This window comes from Pseudomonas sp. MF08831, from assembly GCF_059862645.1.
This window is the reverse complement of record NZ_JCBCUX010000004.1, coordinates 72120-91231: the sequence shown is the minus strand read 5'-3', so window position 1 is coordinate 91231 and position 19112 is coordinate 72120. Positions and strand designations below refer to the sequence as shown.

Sequence of the window (19112 nt, the reverse complement as noted above, 5' to 3'; positions counted from 1 at the left end):
GTTAAGCGTTATTAACCAGTAAAGACCCTGAGTTTCTCGCCAAGACGAGAAACCACCGTGATGGAAACAGCAATGAACTGGACCTGGTTTCACAAGCTCGGCTCGCCCAAATGGTTTTACGGCATCAGCGCCAAGCTGCTGCCGTGGTTGAGCGTCGCCGCCGTGTTGCTGATCGGCATCGGCCTGGTCTGGGGCCTGGCCTTCGCACCGCCGGACTACCAGCAAGGCAACAGCTTTCGCATCATCTATATCCACGTGCCTGCCGCGATGCTGGCGCAGTCCTGCTACGTGATGCTGGCCGTGTGCGGCGTCGTCGGGCTGGTGTGGAAGATGAAGCTGGCCGACGTCGCCCTGCAATGCGCGGCGCCCATCGGCGCGTGGATGACCGCCGTGGCGCTGGTCACTGGCGCCATCTGGGGCAAGCCGACCTGGGGTTCATGGTGGGTGTGGGACGCGCGCCTGACCTCGATGCTGATCCTGCTGTTTCTGTACTTTGGCCTTATCGCCCTGGGCAATGCTATCAGCAACCGCGACAGCGCCGCGAAGGCCTGCGCGGTGCTGGCGATTGTCGGCGTGATCAACATCCCGATCATCAAATACTCGGTGGAGTGGTGGAACACCCTGCACCAGGGCGCCACGTTCACCCTGACCGAAAAACCGGCGATGCCCGTGGAAATGTGGGCGCCGCTGCTGCTGATGGTGCTGGGGTTCTACTGCTTCTTCGGCGCCGTGCTGCTGATGCGCATGCGTCTGGAAGTGCTCAAGCGTGAGGCCCGCACCAGCTGGGTCAAGGCTGAAGTGCAAAACAGCCTGGGAGCGCGGGGATGAGTTTCAACTCTTTCAGTGATTTTCTCGCCATGGGCCACCACGGCCTGTATGTCTGGACGGCCTATGGCATCTGCCTGGCAGTGCTGGCCCTCAACGTCGCCGCGCCGATCCTGGCCCGCAAGCGTTACCTGCAACAAGAGGCGCGCCGTTTGCGCCGGGAGACCGATAAGTGAATCCGCTGCGTAGAAAGCGTCTGTTGATCATCCTGGCCATCCTGGTCGGTGTGAGTGTTGCCGTGGGCCTGGCGATGAGCGCCCTGAGGGAGAACATCAACCTGTTCTACACCCCGACCCAGATCGCCAACGGCGAAGCGCCGGTAGACACGCGCATTCGCGCGGGCGGCATGGTGGAGAAGGGCTCGCTGAAACGTTCCGGTGATTCCCTCGACGTCACCTTCGTGGTCACCGACTTCAACAAGGCCGTGACCATCACCTATCGCGGCATCCTCCCGGACCTGTTCCGCGAAGGCCAGGGCATCGTCGCCCTCGGCAAGCTCAATGCCGACGGCGTGGTGGTCGCCGATGAAGTGCTGGCCAAGCACGATGAGAAATACATGCCGCCGGAAGTCACCAAGGCCCTGAAAGACAGCGGCCAACCCGCTCCAACCCCAGCAAAGGAGGGCTAAGTTGATGACGTCCGCACTGTTTATTCCCGAGCTGGGCCAGTTGGCGATGATCCTCGCCCTGTGCTTTGCCGTCGTGCAGGCCGTGGTGCCGTTGCTTGGCGCCTGGCGCGGCGACCGCCTGTGGATGAGCCTGGCCCAGCCGGCCGCCTGGGGCCAGTTTGCCTTTCTGTTGTTCGCGTTTGGTTGCCTGACCTATGCCTTCATGACTGACGACTTTTCTGTCGCCTATGTCGCCAACAACTCCAACAGCGCGCTGCCCTGGTACTACAAATTCAGCGCCGTGTGGGGCGCCCACGAAGGCTCGTTGCTGTTGTGGGCCTTGATTCTCGGCGGCTGGACCTTCGCCGTGTCGGTGTTCTCGCGCCAACTGCCGCAAGTCATGCTGGCGCGGGTGCTGGCGGTGATGGGCATGATCAGCATTGGTTTTCTGCTGTTCCTGATCATGACCTCCAACCCATTCAGCCGCATCCTGCCGCAGATCCCGGTGGACGGGCATGACCTCAACCCATTGCTGCAAGATATCGGCCTGATCGTGCACCCGCCGATGCTCTACATGGGTTATGTGGGTTTCTCGGTGGCCTTTGCCTTCGCCATCGCCGCCTTGCTCGGCGGGCGTCTGGATGCCGCCTGGGCGCGCTGGTCGCGGCCGTGGACCATCGTCGCCTGGGCCTTTCTCGGTATCGGCATCACTTTGGGCTCGTGGTGGGCCTATTACGAACTCGGCTGGGGCGGCTGGTGGTTCTGGGACCCGGTCGAAAACGCCTCGTTCATGCCGTGGCTGGTGGGCACCGCGCTGATTCACTCGTTGGCGGTCACCGAAAAACGCGGCGTGTTCAAAAGCTGGACCGTGTTGCTGGCCATCGCCGCGTTTTCCCTCAGTTTGCTTGGCACGTTCCTTGTGCGTTCGGGCGTGCTGACGTCGGTGCATGCGTTTGCGTCCGACCCGGCGCGCGGCGTGTTCATCCTGATCTTCCTGCTGTTTGTGGTGGGCGGCTCGCTCACCCTGTTTGCGTTGCGCGCGCCGGTGGTCAAGAGCCAGGTCGGCTTCAACCTGTGGTCGCGTGAAACGCTGTTGCTGGGCAATAACCTGGTGCTGGTGGTGGCCGCGTCGATGATCCTGCTCGGTACCTTGTACCCGCTGGTGCTGGACGCGCTGAGCGGTGCCAAGCTGTCGGTTGGCCCGCCGTACTTCAACGCGTTGTTTATCCCGCTGATGGGCCTGCTGATGGTGGTGATGGCAATCGGCGTATTAGTGCGCTGGAAAGACACCCCGGTGAAATGGCTGGCTGGCATGCTGATGCCGGTGCTGCTGGGCAGTGTGGCCTTGGCGGTGATCGCAGGCTTTGCCTATGGCGACTTCAACTGGGCGGTGCTCGCGACTTTCCTGCTCGCCGCCTGGGTATTGCTGGCCGGCGTGCGCGACATTGTCGACAAAACCCGCCATAAAGGCCTGATCAAAGGCTTGCCGACATTGACCCGCAGCTATTGGGGCATGCAGGTCGCGCACCTCGGCATCGCCGTGTGCGCCCTCGGCGTGGTGCTCTCCAGCCAGAACAGCGCCGAGCGCGACCTGCGCCTGGCACCCGGCGAGTCCATGGACCTGGCCGGTTACCACTTCATCTTCGAAGGCGCCAAGCACTTTGAAGGCCCGAACTTCACGTCGGACAAAGGCACTATTCGTGTGGTGCGCAACGGCAAGGAAGTGGCCGTGCTGCACCCGGAAAAGCGCCTGTACACCGTGCAAAGCTCGATGATGACCGAAGCCGGCATCGACGCCGGTTTCACCCGCGACCTTTATGTGGCGCTGGGCGAGCCGCTGGGCGACGGCGCCTGGGCGGTGCGCGTGCACGTCAAACCGTTTGTGCGCTGGATCTGGTTCGGTGGGTTGCTCACCGGCGTGGGTGGCTTGCTGGCCGCGTTGGACCGGCGTTATCGCGTCAAAGTAAAAAGCCGGGTGCGTGAAGCCCTCGGCCTGCAAGGAGCGCCGGCATGAAGCGTTGGTTGATGGTGTTACCGCTGGCGGCTTTTCTGGTGGTGGCGGTGTTTCTTTATCGCGGCTTGTACCTGGACCCGGCCGAGCTGCCTTCGGCGATGATCGGCAAGCCATTCCCGGCGTTCAGCCTGAAGACCGTGCAGGGCGACAAGACCCTGACCCAGGCCGACCTGCTGGGCAAGCCGGCGCTGGTCAACGTGTGGGCGACCTGGTGCATCTCGTGCCGCGTCGAGCACCCGGTGCTGAACAAACTCGCCGAGAAGGGCGTGGTGATCTACGGCATCAACTACAAGGACGACAATGCGGCGGCCCTGAAGTGGCTGGCGGAGTTCCACAACCCGTACCTGATGGATATCCGCGATGAAGACGGCAACCTCGGTTTGAACCTCGGCGTGTACGGCGCTCCGGAAACCTTCTTTATCGACGCCAAAGGCGTGATTCGTGACAAGTACGTCGGCGTGATCGATGAAGTGGTCTGGCGCGAGCAACTGGCCGCCAAGTACCAGGCGCTGGTCGATGAGGCCAAGCCATGAAGCGTCTGTTAGCCGCTGCTGTTCTTGCGCTTGGATTGGTCGGCGTCGCGCATGCGGCCATCGACACCTACGAATTCGCCAAGGACGGTGACCGTGAGCGTTTTCGCGAACTGACCAAGGAACTGCGCTGCCCCAAGTGCCAGAACCAGGATATCGCCGACTCCAACGCGCCCATCGCCGCCGACCTGCGCAAAGAGATCTTCCGCATGCTGGGGGAGGGCAAGGACAACCAGCAGATCATCGACTTCATGGTCGAGCGTTACGGTGATTTCGTGCGTTACAAACCGGCCCTTACCGGCAAGACCGCGCTGCTCTGGTTCGGCCCCGCCGGGCTGCTGCTGGCCGGTGTGGTGGTCATGGCCGTGATTGTCCGCCGCCGCCGCGCCGCGCCTACCGATGGCTCCGACGCGTTATCCCCCGAAGAGCGCAAACGCCTCGACCAATTGCTGGACACCAAGACTGATGATTGATTTTTGGCTCGCAGCAGGGTTGCTGCTCCTGATTGCCCTGAGTTTCCTGTTGATCCCTGTATTGCGCGGCCGTCGCGCCCAGCGTGAAGAGGACCGCACCGCGCTGAACGTAGCGCTTTACCAGGAACGCGTCGCCGAGTTGCAAGTGCAGCAGGACGAAGGCGTGCTGAATGCCGCGCAACTCGACACCGGCCGCGCCGAAGCGGCCCGTGAGCTGCTGGCCGACACCGAAGGCGCGGGAACGCCTCGCGAATCGCGCCTGGGCAAACCGTTGCCGTTTTTGGCGGCGTTTCTGGTGCCGGTCCTGGGCGTTGCGCTGTACCTGCATTACGGGGCGAGTGACAAGGTTGAACTCACCCGCGAATTTTCCCAGCCACCGGTGTCGATGCAAGACATGACCCAGCGCCTGGAACGCGCCGCCGCTGCCCAGCCGGATTCGCCGGAAGGGTTGTACTTCCTCGGTCGCGCCTACATGGCCCAGGACCGTTCCGCCGATGCGGCCAAAGTCTTCGAGCGCACCGTGGCTTTGGCCGGTCGCCAGCCGGAACTGCTCGGCCAGTGGGCGCAGGCGCAGTATTTTGCCGACAACAAACAGTGGTCGCCCAAGGTGCAGGCGCTGACCGATGAAGCCTTGAAGCTGGACCCCAAGGAAGTCACCAGCCTTGGCCTGTTGGGTATTGCCGCCTTTGAAGGCCAGCGTTATCAGGACGCCATCGACTATTGGAACCGCCTGTTGGCGCAGCTGCCACCGGAAGACAATTCCAGGGTCGCGCTGCAAGGTGGTATCGACCGAGCGGCGGAAAAGCTCAGGGAGAGCGGCGGTACTGTCGCTCAAGCGTCCAAGGCTGTTCTTAAAGTGCGCGTGGATTTGTCCGCCGAGGTGAAGGCCAAAGCCCTGCCCACCGACAGCGTGTTCATCTTCGCCCGTGCCGTCTCCGGCCCGCCTGCACCGCTGGCGGCCAAGCGCGTGACCGTCGCCGAACTGCCTGTCACCGTCGAACTGGGCGATGCGGACGCGATGATGCCGCAGTTGAAACTGTCGAACTTCCCCGAAGTCCAACTGGTTGCGCGCATATCCAGGGCCGGTCAACCGACCGCTGGCGAGTGGATCGGCCGCAGCCAACCCTTGGCCAGCACTGCCACTGCGCTGCAGCAGCTGACCATCGACAGTCCGGACAAGTAAATCGAGGAAAACGCCTATGACCGCCTTTGCACGCATCACCCTGCTCAGCCTGGTACTCGGCCTGAGCGCTTGTGCGGTCCACCGGCCACCTCCGGCACCCACCGGCCCGACCATCCCGCCGTCGGGCCCTTCGACCCAGCCAAGCACCCAACCGTCCGGCCCGGTGACCCCGCCGCCGAAACCGCTGCCAAGCAAATCGCCGACCTTCGCCCCACCACCGGGCGCCGCCAGCCACTGGGACGGCAAGATGCAGGTGTATGTGCTGGAAGAACAGCCCGACACCTTCTACCGCCAGCGCACCTACTACCGCTGGAGCAACGGCTGGAGCCGCTCCATCAGCCCGAACGGGCCGTGGGAAGAGACCGATGTGCACGGCGTACCGCCGGGGCTGAGCAAGCAATACGCGCAATGACAAAAGGCGACCTTCGGGTCGCCTTTTTCATACCCGTGGAATGCATTCTTGCATCCACTGGAGGCCAAATGTGGGAGCGGGCTTGCTCGCGAAGGCGCAGTGTCAGCCAGCCTATCAATCACTGCCCCACCGCCTTCGCGAGCAAGCCCGCTCCCACGGTTTTGAGCTCTATCTGATCTGAATGTTAGGCCTGTTTCGCCATCGTGCGAGAAATCCCCTGATGTACACCACACCCAGTGTGGGAGCGGGCTTGCCTGCGATAGCCGTGTGTCAGCCATAAATTCGCCAGCGGACCCACCGCCATCGCAGGCAAGCCAGCTCCCACAGGAATCACCGCGCTATCAAGCTACGGGACACTCCCGATTCAGTGCCTGATCTACTGACAGCTGAGCAATCTCAATCATCTGCACCACCGCCAGCACCTGCTTGCGGCCTGTGCCCTCCAAATGCTCGGCACAGTCGTACGCACACACCGTCGCCGATTCCAGCATCTCGCTGGCAGTGGTCAGGGCAACTTCGGTGCTGAGGCCGGGGCGGAGGGTGAAGATGAGGTCGGGTGGTGTATGTGGGGTGGTAGACCGGTCATAGAAACCCGGCAGGCCGAAGCCTCCCGTGCACAGCCGCCACAAAGCAGGTTGCAAAGGGTGAGCCATACGCAGGTTGGTCGACCGGGGAATGGGAGACCCGGCAGGGCTTGGCCCTCCTGCGTACGGCTCGGTCCACATAATGCAGAGCGGTTAAATGACTGAGCGTAGGGAAAGTCTTGTTCAGCTGTCGTTATATCGATCGTTCCCACGCAGAGTGTGGGAACGATCGGTCAACACTGAATACCTTAAGGCAAGCTGTGTCCGCGATCATCATTCCATGCAGGTTTTGGGCGTAATGCGCAGTGTCCCCGTCTTGACCATGTCGCTGTTCGGCGCGGGCTCTTCAGTCGCCGTGAATATCAAAGGGTAAGGCTCGCTCTTGGCCAGCGCGGCATTCACCCGTGCCATGAACGTCTCTTCACTTTTGGCGTAGAAAATCCACTGCACCTGCTGGTCAGCCGTCACTGTGCACACAAACTTCGCAAGCCCTTGCACCTCCACGGCCGGCACGACCTGCTGGCGCATTTGGCCCATCCTGTAGACGTCGCCCGGTAAGGGCACGGGGAAAGGTGAGACGTATTTCCAGGTGATCCTGACCTTGTAAGGCAGCGCCTGTTTTTCAGCGACCGAGATCGAGCGTTCGCCCTGGTAGCTCAGGACCTTGGGCGTTTCCGGGAAGTCGGCTTGCTGATAACCGTCCGGGCCCGCATCAGCCAAAGGTTGGCGACCGGGCGTCGTGTCGAGCACGGCGAGGACGTCCTTGAGCATTTTCGCTTTTTGCGCTTGCCGGTCGGCCACGCAACGCTCGACTGCCGCACTTGCTGCAGACCCTTTATCCAAGCACTGATCGCGTACAGCCACCGGCGGTGGTTGAGGGGCAGGGGTGGCGCAACCCGCGAGGAGCAGGCTGGCGAGCGTCAGCCCGCACAGTCGGTGATAGGCCAGAGGACGTGTTTGGTCAGTGAACATCCGTGTTTTTCCTTTAACGCTGCGGGAGTGCCATCAAGTAGTGGCTAGTTGATGGCGCGAAGTGTGCCAGACGTCTTCGCCGCAGACCACTGGATACCCACCTCCAACCTTTCACAAAACCTTCATCAAACCGCCGCCCTCCAGTCATGTTCAAGTAATAGCACTGACACCTGGCGCGCCTACTGTCGTTTGAACTCAACCGCAGCCATCCCCTGGCTGTTCAAACCAGACAGAGATGCCCATGACTCACGCTATCCATGTCGATCACTTGAACAAGACCTTTGCGAAGAAATCCGCACTGGTCGACCTCGAACTCACCATTGCTGCCGGTGAGATGGTCGCGCTGATTGGCGCTTCCGGGTCCGGCAAGTCCACGTTGCTGCGCCACTTGGCAGGCCTGGCCTGTTGCGACAAAAGCAACGGCGGCAGCGTCAAGGTGCTGGGCCGGGAGGTGCAGGCCAGTGGACGGTTGAATGGCAAGGTGCGGCGGCTGCGTGCAGACATCGGCTACATCTTCCAGCAGTTCAACCTGGTCAATCGCCTGAGCGTGCTCGACAACGTGCTGCTCGGTTGCCTGGGCCGCATGCCGCGCTGGCGCGGCAACCTGGGTTTGTTCAATACCGAGGAAAAGGCCTTTGCCCTCGAATCCCTCGCCCGTGTTGGCCTGGCCGATCTGGCCGCGCAACGTGCGTCGACCTTGTCCGGCGGTCAGCAGCAGCGCGTGGCGATTGCCCGTGCCTTGACCCAGCGCGCCGAAGTGATTCTGGCCGATGAGCCTATCGCGTCGCTGGACCCTGAGTCGGCGCGCAAGGTCATGGAGATCCTCGCCGACATCAACCGCCGCGACGGCAAGACCGTGGTGGTGACCCTGCATCAAGTCGATTACGCCATGCGTTATTGCCCGCGGGCTGTGGCCCTCAAAGGCGGACGGATTCATTTCGACGGGCAGGGCAGCGCCATGAGCAGCCAGTTCCTCAACGATTTGTACGGTGCCGACGTCGACACCAGCCTGATGTTTTCCGACCAGACCCGCCACACCGACGTTACCCCTCGGCTGGCCCTGGCGCGCGCTTGAAACCCTACTCACGACCCACAGGAATTCCTTCCATGTTGAACCGTATCGGCCACGTGTTTCTGTCTGCGGTGTTGCTGGCCGGCGTCGCACTGGGCAACGCCCAGGCCGCCGACAAAACCATCAACTTCGGCATCATGTCCACCGAGTCCTCGCAGAACCTCAAGAGCATCTGGCAGCCGTTTCTGGATGACATGCACAAGAAGACCGGCCTGACCATCAACGCCACGTTCGCCTCCGACTATGCCGGCCTGATCCAGGGCATGCGCTTCAACAAAGTCGACGTGGCGTGGCTCGGCAACAAGGCGGCGATGGAAGCGGTGGACCGCTCCAACGGCGAGATCTTCGCCCAGACCGCCGCCGCCAACGGCGCCGCCGGTTACTGGAGCGTGCTGATCGTGCGCAAGGACAGCCCGATCAACAATGTTGACGACATGCTCAAGAACGCCAAGAACCTGACCTTCGGCAACGGCGACCCGAACTCCACCTCGGGCTACCTGGTGCCGGGCTACTACGTGTTTGCCAAGAACAATGTGGATGCCGCCACCGCATTCAAACGCACGCTGAACTCCAGTCATGAAGTCAACGCACTCAGCGTGGCCAAAGGGCAGTTGGACGTTGCCACCTTCAACACCGAAAGCTGGGACCGCCTTGAAGTCACCCAGCCGGACAAGGCCGCCATGCTCAAGGTGATCTGGAAATCGCCACTGATCCCGGCTGACCCGATGGTGTGGAGCAAGGCGCTGAGCGACAGCGAGAAGACCAAGATCCGCGATTTCTTCGCCCACTACGGCGACACCGATGAAGAGAAGGCCGTGCTGAAGAACATGCAGCTGGGCAAGTTCCTGCCGTCGAGCGATGACCAGCTGTTGCCGATCCGCCAGCTTGAGCTGTTCAAGCAGCGCACCACCATCAGCGCTGACGACCACCTTGAAGCCGCTGACAAGGCCAAGAAGCTGGCGGACATCGACGCCGACCTGGCCAAGCTGCAGCAGCGCATCACCGAGCTGGACAAGAAGACTGCAGCCAACGGCTAACCCCTGTAGGAACCGGATTCATGTGGGAGCGGGCTTGCTCGCGAAGACGGTGTGTCATTCAACGCATCCGGCGACTGATTCACCGCCTTCGCGAGCAAGCCCGCTCCCACTTCAAGCCCGGTTCCAACCCTACACCGAGAGTGACCCATGACAACTCTGCACGCTGAAGCTGTAGGCAAACGCACTTGGCCGCAATACCTCGGCTGGGGCCTGTTCCTGGTCCTGCTGGCCTGGGCCTGGCACGGCGCGGAGATGAACCCGCTGGCGCTGTACCGCGACTCTGGAAACATGGCGACCTTCGCCGCCGACTTCTTTCCGCCCGACTTCCACGAATGGCGCTCCTACCTCAAAGAGATGATCGTCACCGTGCAAATCGCCCTCTGGGGCACGGTGCTGGCGATTGTGTGCTCGGTGCCGCTGGGCATCCTGTGCGCTGACAACATCACCCCCTGGTGGGTGCACCAACCGCTGCGCCGGGTGATGGATGCGTTCCGCTCCATCAATGAAATGGTGTTCGCCATGTTGTTCGTGGTCGCCGTCGGCCTCGGTCCTTTCGCGGGCGTTCTGGCCCTGTGGATCAGCACCACCGGCGTGCTCGCCAAGCTGTTTGCCGAAGCCGTCGAAGCCATCGACCCAGGCCCGGTCGAAGGCGTGCGCGCCACCGGCGCGAGCGCCTTGCAGGAAGTGATCTACGGCGTCATCCCGCAAGTGATGCCGCTGTGGGTGAGCTACGCGCTGTATCGCTTCGAAGCCAATGTGCGTTCGGCCACGGTGGTTGGCATGGTCGGCGCCGGCGGCATCGGCGTGATCCTCTGGGAAAACATCCGCGCCTTCCAGTTCGTCCAGACCTGCGCGGTGCTGCTGGTGATCATCGTTGTCGTGAGCTGTATCGACGTGCTGTCCCAACGCCTGCGCAAGCAGTTCATCTGACGCCAGAGGGGTGCCCGCGCGGCGCTTTTTTTAAGCATGCAGTTGTCTAGACAAGATGAGCCGGTGTACCGCGAACTCGCGGACATCCTGCGCCGTGAACTGAGCAGCTACCAGGCCGGCGACTTCCTGCCCGGCGAGGTGCACATGGCCGAGCGTTTTGGCGTCAACCGCCATACCTTGCGCCGTGCCATCGACGAACTGGTGTTCGAAGGCAGCCTGTTGCGCCGCCAGGGCAAGGGCACTCAGGTGCTGGACCGCCCGCTGATTTACCCGATGGGCGCCGAGACGTCCTACAGCCAATCGCTGTCGGCTCAGGGCATGGGCGTGCAGGCGGTGCTGCTCAAGCGCCGCTACTGCTACGCCAGCCGAGACGAAGCGCTGCAGTTGGGCATCGCCGAAATGGCGCCGATGATCGAACTGCAAACCCTACGCAAGCTCGACCACCAGCCCGTCAGCCTGATCCGCCATCGCTACTGCGCCAGCCGCGCGCCGCTGCTGGCCGATTACACCGGCGGCTCGTTGCGCCAGTACTTGCGCGAGCGGGACTTGCCACTGACCCGCACCCAAAGCCTGATCGGCGCGCGTTTGCCCAACCGTGACGAAGCCGCGCTGCTGATGATGCCCCGGCACTTGCCGGCCCTCACCGTATTCACCCTTTCCCGCGATCGCGACGGCCGCCCGGTGGAGCTGGCGCAGTCCACCAGCCGTTCGGATCGCTTCCAGTACCAAGTGGTGACCTGATGGAGACCCCGATGAACCTGTCCCCGCGTCAGCATTGGATGGGTGTGCTTGCCCGCGCCCAGCTCAATGAATTGCAACCTCACGAAGCGGCTTTGAAGGACGCCGAGTACCAGCTGATTCGCGCCCCTGAAATCGGCATGACGTTAGTGCGTGGCCGCATGGGCGGGGATGGCGCCGCCTTCAACGTCGGTGAAATGAGCGTGACCCGTTGCGTGGTGCGCCTGGCTGACGGCCGCACCGGCTACAGCTATTTGGCCGGGCGCGACAAAGCCCACGCCGAGTTGGCCGCCCTGGCCGACGCGCACCTGCAAGGCACGCAACCGAGCCTGTGGCTCAGCGATTTGATCACCGCGCTGGCCGCTGCCCAAGCCAAACGCCGCGCGCAAAAAGAAGCCGACACTGCCGCCACCAAGGTTGAGTTCTTCACCTTGGTGCGAGGAGAAAACTGATGAATGCGCACCTGTTGCAACCGGCGTTTGTCGACCCGGTACTCGATGCCCAGCGCGGTTTTCGCGCGGCGCTCAAAGCCCTGGCCGAACCGGGCCTGATCCAGCACTTGCCTTCAGCGCCGCGCCTGGATGGCCTGGCACCCGCCACCTACGCACTGTGCCTGGCGCTGCTGGATGGGGACACGCCAGTGTGGCTGGCGCCGACCTTCGACACGCCGCTGATCCGCGCCAACCTGGCCTTTCACTGCGGCTGCCCACTGACGGATAAGCGCGAAGAAGCGGCCTTTGCGTTGCTCGGTGAACAAGACCTGCTCGACCTCAGCGGCTTCGACCACGGTAACGACCGTTACCCCGACCAGTCCTGCACCTTGCTGGTTCAGCTTACCGATCTGGAGTCCGGTCGCGGCCTGCACTGGCATGGCCCCGGCATCAAGACGCAACGCCGGGTGAACCTGCCGGTGCCGCAGGATTTCTGGCTGGAACGCCAACGCCGCGAAGCCTTCCCGCGTGGCCTGGACGTGGTGTTCAGCGCAGGTCATCACCTGATTGGCCTGCCACGCAGCAGCCGCATTGCACAGGAGCACGCCTGATGTACGTAGCCGTCAAAGGTGGCGAGCAAGCCATCGACAATGCCCACCGCCTGCTGGCGAAAAAACGCCGGGGCGATACCGCCATTCCCGAACTCAGCGTTGCACAGATCCGCGAACAACTGCCGTTGGCCGTGGCGCGGGTGATGACCGAAGGCTCGCTGTTCGACGAAGAACTCGCCGCGCTGGCGATCAAGCAAGCGGCGGGCGACCTGGTGGAAGCAATCTTCTTGCTGCGCGCCTACCGCACCACGCTGCCGCGCTTCAGCCCGAGCCTGCCGATTGATACGGCGCACATGGTATTGAGTCGACGCCTGTCGGCCACCTTCAAAGACGTGCCCGGCGGCCAGCTGCTCGGCCCGACCTTCGATTACACCCACCGGCTGCTGGATTTTTCGCTGCTGGCCGAAGGTGCATACCCAGGCCCGCAAACCACGGCGGATGCGCGCATCGAAGCCTGCCCGCGGGTGCTCGGTTTGCTCGCCAAAGAAGGCCTGATCCAAAACGAAGCTGACGACAACGCCAGCGTCGCCGACATCACCCGCGACCCGCTGGAATACCCGGCCAGCCGCGCCGAGCGCCTGCAAGCCCTGGCCCGTGGCGACGAGGGGTTTCTGTTGGCGCTGGGTTACTCGACCCAACGCGGCTATGGCCGCAATCACCCGTTTGCCGGCGAGATTCGCATTGGCGACGTAGAGGTGTGGATCGACCCCGAAGAACTGGGCTTCCCGGTGTGCCTGGGCAGCATCGAAGTGACCGAGTGCGAGATGGTCAACCAGTTCGTTGGTTCGGCCACGCAGCTGGCGCAGTTCACGCGTGGCTATGGCCTGGCGTTCGGGCATGCCGAGCGCAAGGCCATGGGCATGGCGCTGGTGGACCGCTCGCTGCGCGCCGAGGAATACAACGAAGAGGTGGTGTCGCCGGCTCAGCGCGAAGAGTTCGTGCTGGCTCATTGCGACAATGTCGAGGCCGCGGGCTTTGTTTCGCACCTCAAATTGCCTCACTACGTGGACTTCCAGTCCGAGCTGGAACTGATCCGCAAACTGCGCCAACCGGCCGAGGGCACGCGCCATGAATGACCTGACTCAATCACCTGCGCGTGACCCGGCGTACAACTTTGCCTACCTCGACGAGCAGACCAAACGCATGATCCGCCGCGCCTTGCTCAAGGCCGTGGCCATCCCCGGTTACCAAGTGCCGTTCGGGGGCCGCGAGATGCCGTTGCCGTACGGCTGGGGCACCGGCGGCATGCAATTGACCGCCGCGATCCTCGGCGCCGATGACGTGCTCAAGGTCATCGACCAGGGCGCCGACGACACCACCAACGCCGTGTCGATCCGACGCTTCTTTGCGCGCACGGCCGGTGTCGCCACCACCGAAGCCACGCCGGAGGCGAGCGTGATCCAGACCCGCCACCGCATCCCGGAAACGCCGCTGCAGGCCGACCAGATCATGGTCTACCAAGTGCCCATCCCGGAGCCGCTGCGCTTTATCGAACCGTCGGAAACCGAGACGCGCACCATGCACGCGCTCAACGATTACGGGGTGATGCACGTAAAACTCTACGAAGACATCGCCACTTTCGGCCACATCGCCACCAGCTACGCCTACCCGGTAATGGTCGATGAGCGCTACGTGATGGACCCGTCACCGATCCCCAAATTCGACAACCCCAAGCTCGACATGAGCCCGGCGCTGATGCTGTTTGGCGCCGGGCGTGAAAAGCGCCTCTACGCAGTGCCGCCGTACACCCAAGTCAACAGCCTCGACTTTGAAGACCACCCGTTCGAGGTGCAGAAGTGGGCACACAACTGCGCGATCTGCGGCAGCCATGAGTCGTTTCTCGATGAACTGATTCTCGACGACGCGGGTACCCAGAGTTTTGTGTGTTCCGACACCTGGTATTGCGCCCAGCGCGTGAAGGAGAACAACCAGTGAGCCAGCCGTTATTGCACGTGCGCGACCTGTCTTTGCTTTACGGCCCGGAGAAGGGCTGCCAGGGCGTGAGTTTTGATCTGTACCCCGGCGAAGTACTGGGAATTGTCGGCGAGTCCGGCTCAGGCAAATCCACCTTGCTCTCGTTGCTGAGCGGGCGTTTGCCACCGCAAGCCGGGAGCATTGGCTACCGCAGCAAGGACGGTGAATGGCTCGACCTCTACAGCGCCAGCGAAGCCGAGCGCCGCACCTTGCTGCGCACCGAGTGGGGCTTTGTCGAGCAGAACCCCCGTGACGGCCTGCGCATGGGTGTGTCGGCCGGCGCCAATATTGGCGAGCGTCTGATGGCCCAGGGCGTGCGCAACTATGCGCAACTGCGCGGCGCCGGTCTGGATTGGCTGGGCCAGGTGGAAATCGACCCGCAGCGCATCGATGACCTGCCGCGCACCTTCTCGGGCGGCATGCAGCAGCGCCTGCAAATCGCCCGCAACCTCGTCTCCAGCCCACGCCTCGTGTTCATGGACGAACCCACCGGCGGTCTGGACGTGTCGGTGCAAGCGCGTTTGCTCGACCTGCTGCGCGGCCTGGTGCGTGAGCTGGATTTGGCGGTGGTGATTGTCACTCATGACCTGGCCGTGGCCCGTCTGTTGGCCGACCGCCTGATGGTGATGCGCCGTTCGCGCGTGGTGGAAACGGGGCTCACCGACCAGATCCTCGACGATCCACAGCACCCTTACTCTCAACTGCTGGTGTCTTCGGTATTGCAGCCATGATGAATGCCTTGATCGAGGTTCGCGACCTCTCGAAAACCTTCACCTTGCACCAGCAGAACGGCGTGGTGCTCAACGTGCTGCGCGGCGTGGATTTTAGCGTGCAGGGCGGCGAATGCCTGGTGCTGCACGGCCAGTCCGGCGCGGGTAAAAGCACCTTGCTGCGCACGCTGTACGGCAACTATCTACCGGCAGGTGGCAGCATTCGCGTAAGGCATGCCGGTGAATGGCTGGAGCTGGTGGGCGCCGAGCCGCGCGACATTTTGCAGGTGCGCCAGCAGACCCTGGGTTACGTCAGCCAATTCCTGCGCGTCATTCCGCGCGTGGCCTGCCTGGACGTGGTGATGGAGCCCGCGCTCGCCCGTGGTTGGTCGAAGGCCAATGCGCAGTCACGCGCCGAGCACTTGCTGACACGCCTGAATATTCCCCAACGCCTGTGGCAACTGGCGCCCGGCACCTTCTCCGGTGGCGAGCAACAGCGCGTGAATATCGCCCGTGGCTTCATGGTCGAGTGGCCAGTGATGCTGCTGGACGAGCCCACCGCGTCCCTGGACGACAACAATCGCCAGGTGGTGCTGGAACTGATGAACGAAGCCAAGGCTGGCGGCGCCGCACTGATCGGCATCTTCCACGACCGCGCCGCCCGTGAAGCGGTTGCCGACCGCCATTTCGACATGACCCCCACGCCCGTTGCCGCAGAGGAATACGCCCATGCCCGCTGAACAGATCCTCAGTAATGCCCAGGTCGTTACGGCTGAGCGTGTGTTCCTCGGTTCGGTGGTGCTGCGCGACGGCCAGATCGTCGACATTGCCGAAGGCCGCAGCCAGTTGCCCCAGGCCCAGGACCTGGGCGGTGATTGCCTGCTGCCGGGGCTGGTGGAGTTGCACACCGACAACCTGGAAAAACACATGACCCCGCGCCCCGGCGTGGACTGGCCGTCGACCTCGGCGGTGCTCAGCCATGACGCGCAGATCATCGCGGCGGGCATCACCACGGTGTTCGACGCGGTGTCCATCGGCGATGTGAACCCCAAGGGCAACCGCATGAAGAAACTGCCGGCGATGCTCGACGCCATCGCCTCGGCCGAGGGCGCCGGGCTGACCCGCGCCGAGCACCACTTGCACCTGCGCTGCGAGCTGTGCCACCCGGACACCCTGAGCGTGTTCCGCGACCTGGTGGAAAACCCGCTGGTGCGTCTGGTGTCGGTGATGGACCATTCGCCGGGTCAGCGCCAGTTCGTTCTCGAAGCCAAGTACCGTGAGTACTACATGGGCAAGTACCACCTCAACGACGAAACCATGGACGCGTTTATCGTGTTGCAAATGGCCAACTCCCGCGAGTACAGCGACCGCTATCGCGCGGCCATCGTCGAACATTGCCTGGGGCGTGGGTTGTCGGTAGCCAGCCACGATGACGCCACGTTGGCGCATGTTGAAGAGTCGGCGCGCTACGGCATGACCATTGCCGAATTCCCCACTACGCTTGAAGCAGCCCAGGGCTGCCAGGCGCTGAACATGAAAGTGTTGATGGGTGCGCCGAACGTGGTGCGCGGCGGGTCACACTCGGGTAATGTGGCCGCCGCCGGCCTGGCTGCGCAGGGATTGCTGGATATACTTTCCAGCGACTACTACCCGGCCAGCCTGTTGCAGGCCGCGTTCGTGCTGGCCGATGAGCAGGACGGCGGCGACCTGGCGCGCGCGGTCAAGATGATCAGCCTGGCACCGGCGCACGCGGCGGGCCTGACCGATCGCGGTGAAATTGCGGTGGGCCTGCGTGCTGATCTGGTCCAGGCCAAGCGCCGCGAAGGGCTGCCCGTGGTGCAACAAGTGTGGCGACAAGCGAAGAGGGTGTTTTGATGGCAGGCAGGTTGATCTATCTCATCGGGCCATCGGGTTCGGGCAAGGACAGCCTGCTGGATGCCGCCCGCCCGCGCTTGACCGAGCGCGGCTGCCGCATTGTGCGGCGGGTGATCACCCGTTCGGCCGAAGCGGTGGGCGAGGCGGCCCAGGGTGTGAGCCCGGAGCAGTTCGCCGCGATGCAGGCCGAGGACGCGTTTGCCCTCAGCTGGCACGCCAATGGGTTGTCGTACGGCATCCCGCGTGTGATCGACGACTGGCTGGCGGCGGGGGAAGACGTGCTGGTCAATGGGTCCCGCGCGCACCTGGCACAAACCCGCGAACGCTATCCCTCGGTGCTGGTGCTGTTGCTGACGGTCGATCAAACCGTGTTGCGCCAGCGCTTGATCGCGCGGGGGCGTGAGTCGTTGGCCGATATCGAGGAGCGCCTGGCACGCAATGCACGGTTCACCGCAGACCTGATCGCCGGCAATGGTGCGGGGCTGCTGGTGCTGGATAACTCCGGCCCGCTGGTGCATACCGTCGAGCGCTTGCTGTGCTGCCTGGATCACGGGCACTCGGCATGCGCCTGACCTTGCTTGGCACCGGTGACGCGCGGCAAGTTCCGGTGTACGGCTGCGAATGCGCTGCCTGCGCCCTGGCGCGCAGTGATGAAGGGTTACGCCGCCGACCGTGCAGCGCGTTGATCGAATGTGGCGACCAGCGCTGGTTGATCGACAGCGGTTTGCCGGACCTGACCGAACGCTTCCCGCCGCGCAGTTTCAACGGGATTTTCCAGACCCACTACCACGCTGACCATGCGCAAGGTTTGCTGCATTTGCGCTGGGGCCAGGGGCTGGTGATTCCGGTGCACGGGCCGGCGGACCCGCAAGGGTTGTCCGACCTTTACAAGCACCCGGGGATTCTGGATTTCAGCCAGCCGTTTGGCGCATTCGAAACCCGCGAATTTGGCGAGTTGCGCGTGACGGCGCTGCCATTGCAGCACTCCAAACCCACCTTTGGTTATCTGCTGGAAGGCGAAGGTCGGCGCATCGCCTACCTCACCGACACGGTCGGCCTGCCGCCTGCCACCCTGGCCTGGCTGCAACGCGCGCCACTGGAGGTGTTGGTGCTCGATTGCTCCATGCCGCCGCAGCCCCAGGCACCGCGCAATCACAATGACGTGACGCTGGCATTGCGCAGCATTGAGCAAACAGGTGCGCAATTGGGCGTACTGACGCACGTGGGGCATACGCTGGACGCGTGGTTGCTGGAACATCGGCGCGAGTTGCCCAGGCATGTGACAGTGGCGTGGGATGGCCGGGTGCTTTGAACACGGCATGACGTCTGTGGGAGCGGGCTTGCTCGCGAATGCGGTGTGTCAGTTGAGGGATTCTTCACTGACCCAGCGCTTTCGCGAGCAAGCCCGCTCCCACATTGTGATTTTTATTGTCTGCAGATATCCATTCCAAATCGGCTTGCCAGCGCCTTGGGTCCCTTGGCCGTCAACCCCAACGCGCGACTGTCCAGGTCTTGGGTCACCCATCCACGGCGGATAACACTTTGCAGCAATGCCGCGCCCAAAGCACCGGCCAGGTGCGGGCGGCGCATGCTCCAGTCCAGGCACGAACAGGCGAAACGTCGGCGCTGCGTGCGCAGTGCGGGCACATCGATGCCCAGCTCGGTCATGGCTTGTTCACCCGCCGCGCTCAGCTGGTAAGTGCCGTCGCCCATCAACCAGCCGCTGGCGATGAAATGGTCGTGCAGGTGCACGGCCAGGGTACCGGCCATGTGGTCGTAGCAGGTGCGCGCAAACTGCAAACGCGTGGGCGTGGTCGAGACGAAACCCCTGCTGGTGTGGCGGCTGATCACCATCAGGCCCTCGATGGCCTGCGCCACGTGCGGCCCAGCCAGGCTGTAATAGCGATGACGTCCCTGGGTGTGCAGCGTAAGCAGGCCATCGTTCTTGAGCCTGGCCAAATGGGCACTGGCGGTCGAGGCGCTGACCTGGGCAATTGCCGCCATCTCGGTGCTGGTTCGTGCGTGGCCATCCATCAGCGAACAGAGCATTTTCGTTCGCGCGGGCTCCGCAATCGCACCCGCCACGTGTGAAAGCGCCGTGTCCTCGTCCTGAGCGTGCATATTTCGTTCCTGA

The 19112-nt window shown here is 63.1% G+C and carries 24 protein-coding genes; 21 read left to right on the top strand and 3 right to left on the bottom strand.

What is annotated here, in order from left to right:
* The first annotated feature begins 72 nt into the window (after positions 1 to 72).
* From AC19YS_RS09420 to AC19YS_RS09385, 8 genes are read left to right on the top strand one after another with little or no spacing between them, the layout of a single operon-like run.
* Entirely contained in the window at positions 73 to 828 is a 756-nt protein-coding gene (locus tag AC19YS_RS09420; protein ID WP_106576793.1) for a heme ABC transporter permease, read from the top strand.
* The gene (gene ccmD, locus AC19YS_RS09415) at positions 825 to 1001 is read left to right on the top strand and encodes a heme exporter protein CcmD (RefSeq protein ID WP_106576792.1); all 177 of its coding nucleotides are present in this window, start codon (positions 825 to 827) and stop codon (positions 999 to 1001) included. Before AC19YS_RS09420 ends, ccmD begins: the two co-directional genes overlap by 4 nt.
* Positions 998 to 1453, top strand: a complete 456-nt coding sequence (gene ccmE, locus AC19YS_RS09410) for a cytochrome c maturation protein CcmE (RefSeq protein WP_106576791.1) — start codon at positions 998 to 1000, stop codon at positions 1451 to 1453. The genes ccmD and ccmE overlap by 4 nt, the downstream gene beginning before the upstream one ends.
* 4 nt (positions 1454 to 1457) lie before the next feature.
* Entirely contained in the window at positions 1458 to 3446 is a 1989-nt protein-coding gene (locus AC19YS_RS09405; RefSeq protein ID WP_500601543.1) for a heme lyase CcmF/NrfE family subunit, read from the top strand.
* A complete protein-coding gene (locus AC19YS_RS09400) occupies positions 3443 to 3979 on the top strand; it encodes a DsbE family thiol:disulfide interchange protein (RefSeq protein ID WP_119739509.1) in 537 nt (178 codons plus the stop codon). The genes AC19YS_RS09405 and AC19YS_RS09400 overlap by 4 nt, the downstream gene beginning before the upstream one ends.
* Positions 3976 to 4449: a cytochrome c-type biogenesis protein gene (locus AC19YS_RS09395; protein ID WP_124416835.1), complete on the top strand. Its 474-nt coding sequence runs from the start codon at positions 3976 to 3978 to the stop codon at positions 4447 to 4449. Before AC19YS_RS09400 ends, AC19YS_RS09395 begins: the two co-directional genes overlap by 4 nt.
* Complete coding sequence (ccmI, locus tag AC19YS_RS09390) at positions 4442 to 5632, top strand: c-type cytochrome biogenesis protein CcmI (protein WP_500601540.1); 1191 nt, start codon at positions 4442 to 4444, stop codon at positions 5630 to 5632. The genes AC19YS_RS09395 and ccmI overlap by 8 nt, the downstream gene beginning before the upstream one ends.
* A gap of 16 nt (positions 5633 to 5648) precedes the next feature.
* On the top strand, positions 5649 to 6044 hold the full coding sequence (locus tag AC19YS_RS09385; RefSeq protein ID WP_179606983.1) for a hypothetical protein: 396 nt from the start codon (positions 5649 to 5651) through the stop codon (positions 6042 to 6044).
* Between the two features lie 341 nt (positions 6045 to 6385).
* Here AC19YS_RS09385 and AC19YS_RS09380 read toward each other — a convergent pair whose 3' ends face one another.
* Together AC19YS_RS09380 and AC19YS_RS09375 are read right to left on the bottom strand one after the other, a co-directional pair.
* Entirely contained in the window at positions 6386 to 6643 is a 258-nt protein-coding gene (locus AC19YS_RS09380; protein ID WP_500601753.1) for a DUF6124 family protein, read from the bottom strand.
* A gap of 258 nt (positions 6644 to 6901) precedes the next feature.
* Complete coding sequence (locus tag AC19YS_RS09375) at positions 6902 to 7600, bottom strand: DUF695 domain-containing protein (RefSeq protein WP_500601539.1); 699 nt, start codon at positions 7598 to 7600, stop codon at positions 6902 to 6904.
* Between the two features lie 241 nt (positions 7601 to 7841).
* On the opposite strand from AC19YS_RS09375, the gene phnC reads away from it, so the two are divergent.
* From phnC to phnP, 13 genes are all read left to right on the top strand, one after another.
* Complete coding sequence (phnC, locus tag AC19YS_RS09370) at positions 7842 to 8675, top strand: phosphonate ABC transporter ATP-binding protein (protein ID WP_500601537.1); 834 nt, start codon at positions 7842 to 7844, stop codon at positions 8673 to 8675.
* 32 nt (positions 8676 to 8707) lie between these two features.
* Positions 8708 to 9709 carry a phosphonate ABC transporter substrate-binding protein gene (gene phnD, locus AC19YS_RS09365; RefSeq protein WP_106576784.1) on the top strand — a complete coding sequence of 334 codons (1002 nt, stop codon included), beginning with the start codon at positions 8708 to 8710 and terminating at the stop codon, positions 9707 to 9709.
* 147 nt (positions 9710 to 9856) lie between these two features.
* Positions 9857 to 10639: a phosphonate ABC transporter, permease protein PhnE gene (phnE, locus tag AC19YS_RS09360; RefSeq protein WP_017136208.1), complete on the top strand. Its 783-nt coding sequence runs from the start codon at positions 9857 to 9859 to the stop codon at positions 10637 to 10639.
* Between the two features lie 36 nt (positions 10640 to 10675).
* Entirely contained in the window at positions 10676 to 11380 is a 705-nt protein-coding gene (gene phnF / locus AC19YS_RS09355; protein ID WP_164487918.1) for a phosphonate metabolism transcriptional regulator PhnF, read from the top strand.
* An 11-nt stretch (positions 11381 to 11391) separates the two neighbouring features.
* Positions 11392 to 11829 (top strand): phosphonate C-P lyase system protein PhnG, encoded by a 438-nt coding sequence (gene phnG, locus AC19YS_RS09350; protein ID WP_106576782.1) that lies wholly within the window; start codon positions 11392 to 11394, stop codon positions 11827 to 11829.
* Complete coding sequence (gene phnH / locus AC19YS_RS09345) at positions 11829 to 12419, top strand: phosphonate C-P lyase system protein PhnH (RefSeq protein WP_106576781.1); 591 nt, start codon at positions 11829 to 11831, stop codon at positions 12417 to 12419. Before phnG ends, phnH begins: the two co-directional genes overlap by 1 nt.
* A complete protein-coding gene (locus AC19YS_RS09340; RefSeq protein WP_106576780.1) occupies positions 12419 to 13495 on the top strand; it encodes a carbon-phosphorus lyase complex subunit in 1077 nt (358 codons plus the stop codon). The genes phnH and AC19YS_RS09340 overlap by 1 nt, the downstream gene beginning before the upstream one ends.
* On the top strand, positions 13488 to 14354 hold the full coding sequence (locus AC19YS_RS09335) for an alpha-D-ribose 1-methylphosphonate 5-phosphate C-P-lyase PhnJ (protein ID WP_500601534.1): 867 nt from the start codon (positions 13488 to 13490) through the stop codon (positions 14352 to 14354). The genes AC19YS_RS09340 and AC19YS_RS09335 overlap by 8 nt, the downstream gene beginning before the upstream one ends.
* The gene (phnK, locus tag AC19YS_RS09330) at positions 14315 to 15124 is read left to right on the top strand and encodes a phosphonate C-P lyase system protein PhnK (protein ID WP_164487974.1); all 810 of its coding nucleotides are present in this window, start codon (positions 14315 to 14317) and stop codon (positions 15122 to 15124) included. Before AC19YS_RS09335 ends, phnK begins: the two co-directional genes overlap by 40 nt.
* Entirely contained in the window at positions 15124 to 15843 is a 720-nt protein-coding gene (gene phnL, locus AC19YS_RS09325) for a phosphonate C-P lyase system protein PhnL (RefSeq protein WP_169368731.1), read from the top strand. Before phnK ends, phnL begins: the two co-directional genes overlap by 1 nt.
* The gene (locus tag AC19YS_RS09320; protein ID WP_200623047.1) at positions 15833 to 16978 is read left to right on the top strand and encodes an alpha-D-ribose 1-methylphosphonate 5-triphosphate diphosphatase; all 1146 of its coding nucleotides are present in this window, start codon (positions 15833 to 15835) and stop codon (positions 16976 to 16978) included. Before phnL ends, AC19YS_RS09320 begins: the two co-directional genes overlap by 11 nt.
* Positions 16978 to 17550, top strand: coding sequence for a phosphonate metabolism protein/1,5-bisphosphokinase (PRPP-forming) PhnN (phnN, locus tag AC19YS_RS09315; RefSeq protein WP_200623045.1), 573 nt, complete (start codon positions 16978 to 16980; stop codon positions 17548 to 17550). Before AC19YS_RS09320 ends, phnN begins: the two co-directional genes overlap by 1 nt.
* Positions 17541 to 18290: a phosphonate metabolism protein PhnP gene (phnP, locus tag AC19YS_RS09310; protein WP_124416842.1), complete on the top strand. Its 750-nt coding sequence runs from the start codon at positions 17541 to 17543 to the stop codon at positions 18288 to 18290. The genes phnN and phnP overlap by 10 nt, the downstream gene beginning before the upstream one ends.
* A 113-nt stretch (positions 18291 to 18403) precedes the next feature.
* Here phnP and AC19YS_RS09305 read toward each other — a convergent pair whose 3' ends face one another.
* Entirely contained in the window at positions 18404 to 19099 is a 696-nt protein-coding gene (locus tag AC19YS_RS09305) for an ArsR/SmtB family transcription factor (protein ID WP_500601531.1), read from the bottom strand.
* Positions 19100 to 19112 lie beyond the last annotated feature (13 nt).

Excerpts from the sequence above, each read along its gene's own strand:
- AC19YS_RS09420 (WP_106576793.1), top strand. The coding sequence starts at position 73 with ATGAACTGGACCTGGTTTCACAAGCTCGGCTCGCCCAAATGGTTTTAC.
- ccmD (WP_106576792.1), top strand. The coding sequence starts at position 825 with ATGAGTTTCAACTCTTTCAGTGATTTTCTCGCCATGGGCCACCACGGC.
- AC19YS_RS09405 (WP_500601543.1), top strand. The coding sequence starts at position 1,458 with ATGACGTCCGCACTGTTTATTCCCGAGCTGGGCCAGTTGGCGATGATC.
- AC19YS_RS09400 (WP_119739509.1), top strand. The coding sequence starts at position 3,443 with ATGAAGCGTTGGTTGATGGTGTTACCGCTGGCGGCTTTTCTGGTGGTG.
- AC19YS_RS09395 (WP_124416835.1), top strand. The coding sequence starts at position 3,976 with ATGAAGCGTCTGTTAGCCGCTGCTGTTCTTGCGCTTGGATTGGTCGGC.
- ccmI (WP_500601540.1), top strand. The coding sequence starts at position 4,442 with ATGATTGATTTTTGGCTCGCAGCAGGGTTGCTGCTCCTGATTGCCCTG.
- AC19YS_RS09385 (WP_179606983.1), top strand. The coding sequence starts at position 5,649 with ATGACCGCCTTTGCACGCATCACCCTGCTCAGCCTGGTACTCGGCCTG.
- AC19YS_RS09375 (WP_500601539.1), bottom strand. The coding sequence starts at position 7,600 with ATGTTCACTGACCAAACACGTCCTCTGGCCTATCACCGACTGTGCGGG.
- phnC (WP_500601537.1), top strand. The coding sequence starts at position 7,842 with ATGACTCACGCTATCCATGTCGATCACTTGAACAAGACCTTTGCGAAG.
- phnD (WP_106576784.1), top strand. The coding sequence starts at position 8,708 with ATGTTGAACCGTATCGGCCACGTGTTTCTGTCTGCGGTGTTGCTGGCC.
- phnE (WP_017136208.1), top strand. The coding sequence starts at position 9,857 with ATGACAACTCTGCACGCTGAAGCTGTAGGCAAACGCACTTGGCCGCAA.
- phnF (WP_164487918.1), top strand. The coding sequence starts at position 10,676 with ATGCAGTTGTCTAGACAAGATGAGCCGGTGTACCGCGAACTCGCGGAC.
- phnG (WP_106576782.1), top strand. The coding sequence starts at position 11,392 with ATGAACCTGTCCCCGCGTCAGCATTGGATGGGTGTGCTTGCCCGCGCC.
- phnH (WP_106576781.1), top strand. The coding sequence starts at position 11,829 with ATGAATGCGCACCTGTTGCAACCGGCGTTTGTCGACCCGGTACTCGAT.
- AC19YS_RS09340 (WP_106576780.1), top strand. The coding sequence starts at position 12,419 with ATGTACGTAGCCGTCAAAGGTGGCGAGCAAGCCATCGACAATGCCCAC.
- AC19YS_RS09335 (WP_500601534.1), top strand. The coding sequence starts at position 13,488 with ATGAATGACCTGACTCAATCACCTGCGCGTGACCCGGCGTACAACTTT.
- phnL (WP_169368731.1), top strand. The coding sequence starts at position 15,124 with ATGAATGCCTTGATCGAGGTTCGCGACCTCTCGAAAACCTTCACCTTG.
- AC19YS_RS09320 (WP_200623047.1), top strand. The coding sequence starts at position 15,833 with ATGCCCGCTGAACAGATCCTCAGTAATGCCCAGGTCGTTACGGCTGAG.
- phnN (WP_200623045.1), top strand. The coding sequence starts at position 16,978 with ATGGCAGGCAGGTTGATCTATCTCATCGGGCCATCGGGTTCGGGCAAG.
- phnP (WP_124416842.1), top strand. The coding sequence starts at position 17,541 with ATGCGCCTGACCTTGCTTGGCACCGGTGACGCGCGGCAAGTTCCGGTG.
- AC19YS_RS09305 (WP_500601531.1), bottom strand. The coding sequence starts at position 19,099 with ATGCACGCTCAGGACGAGGACACGGCGCTTTCACACGTGGCGGGTGCG.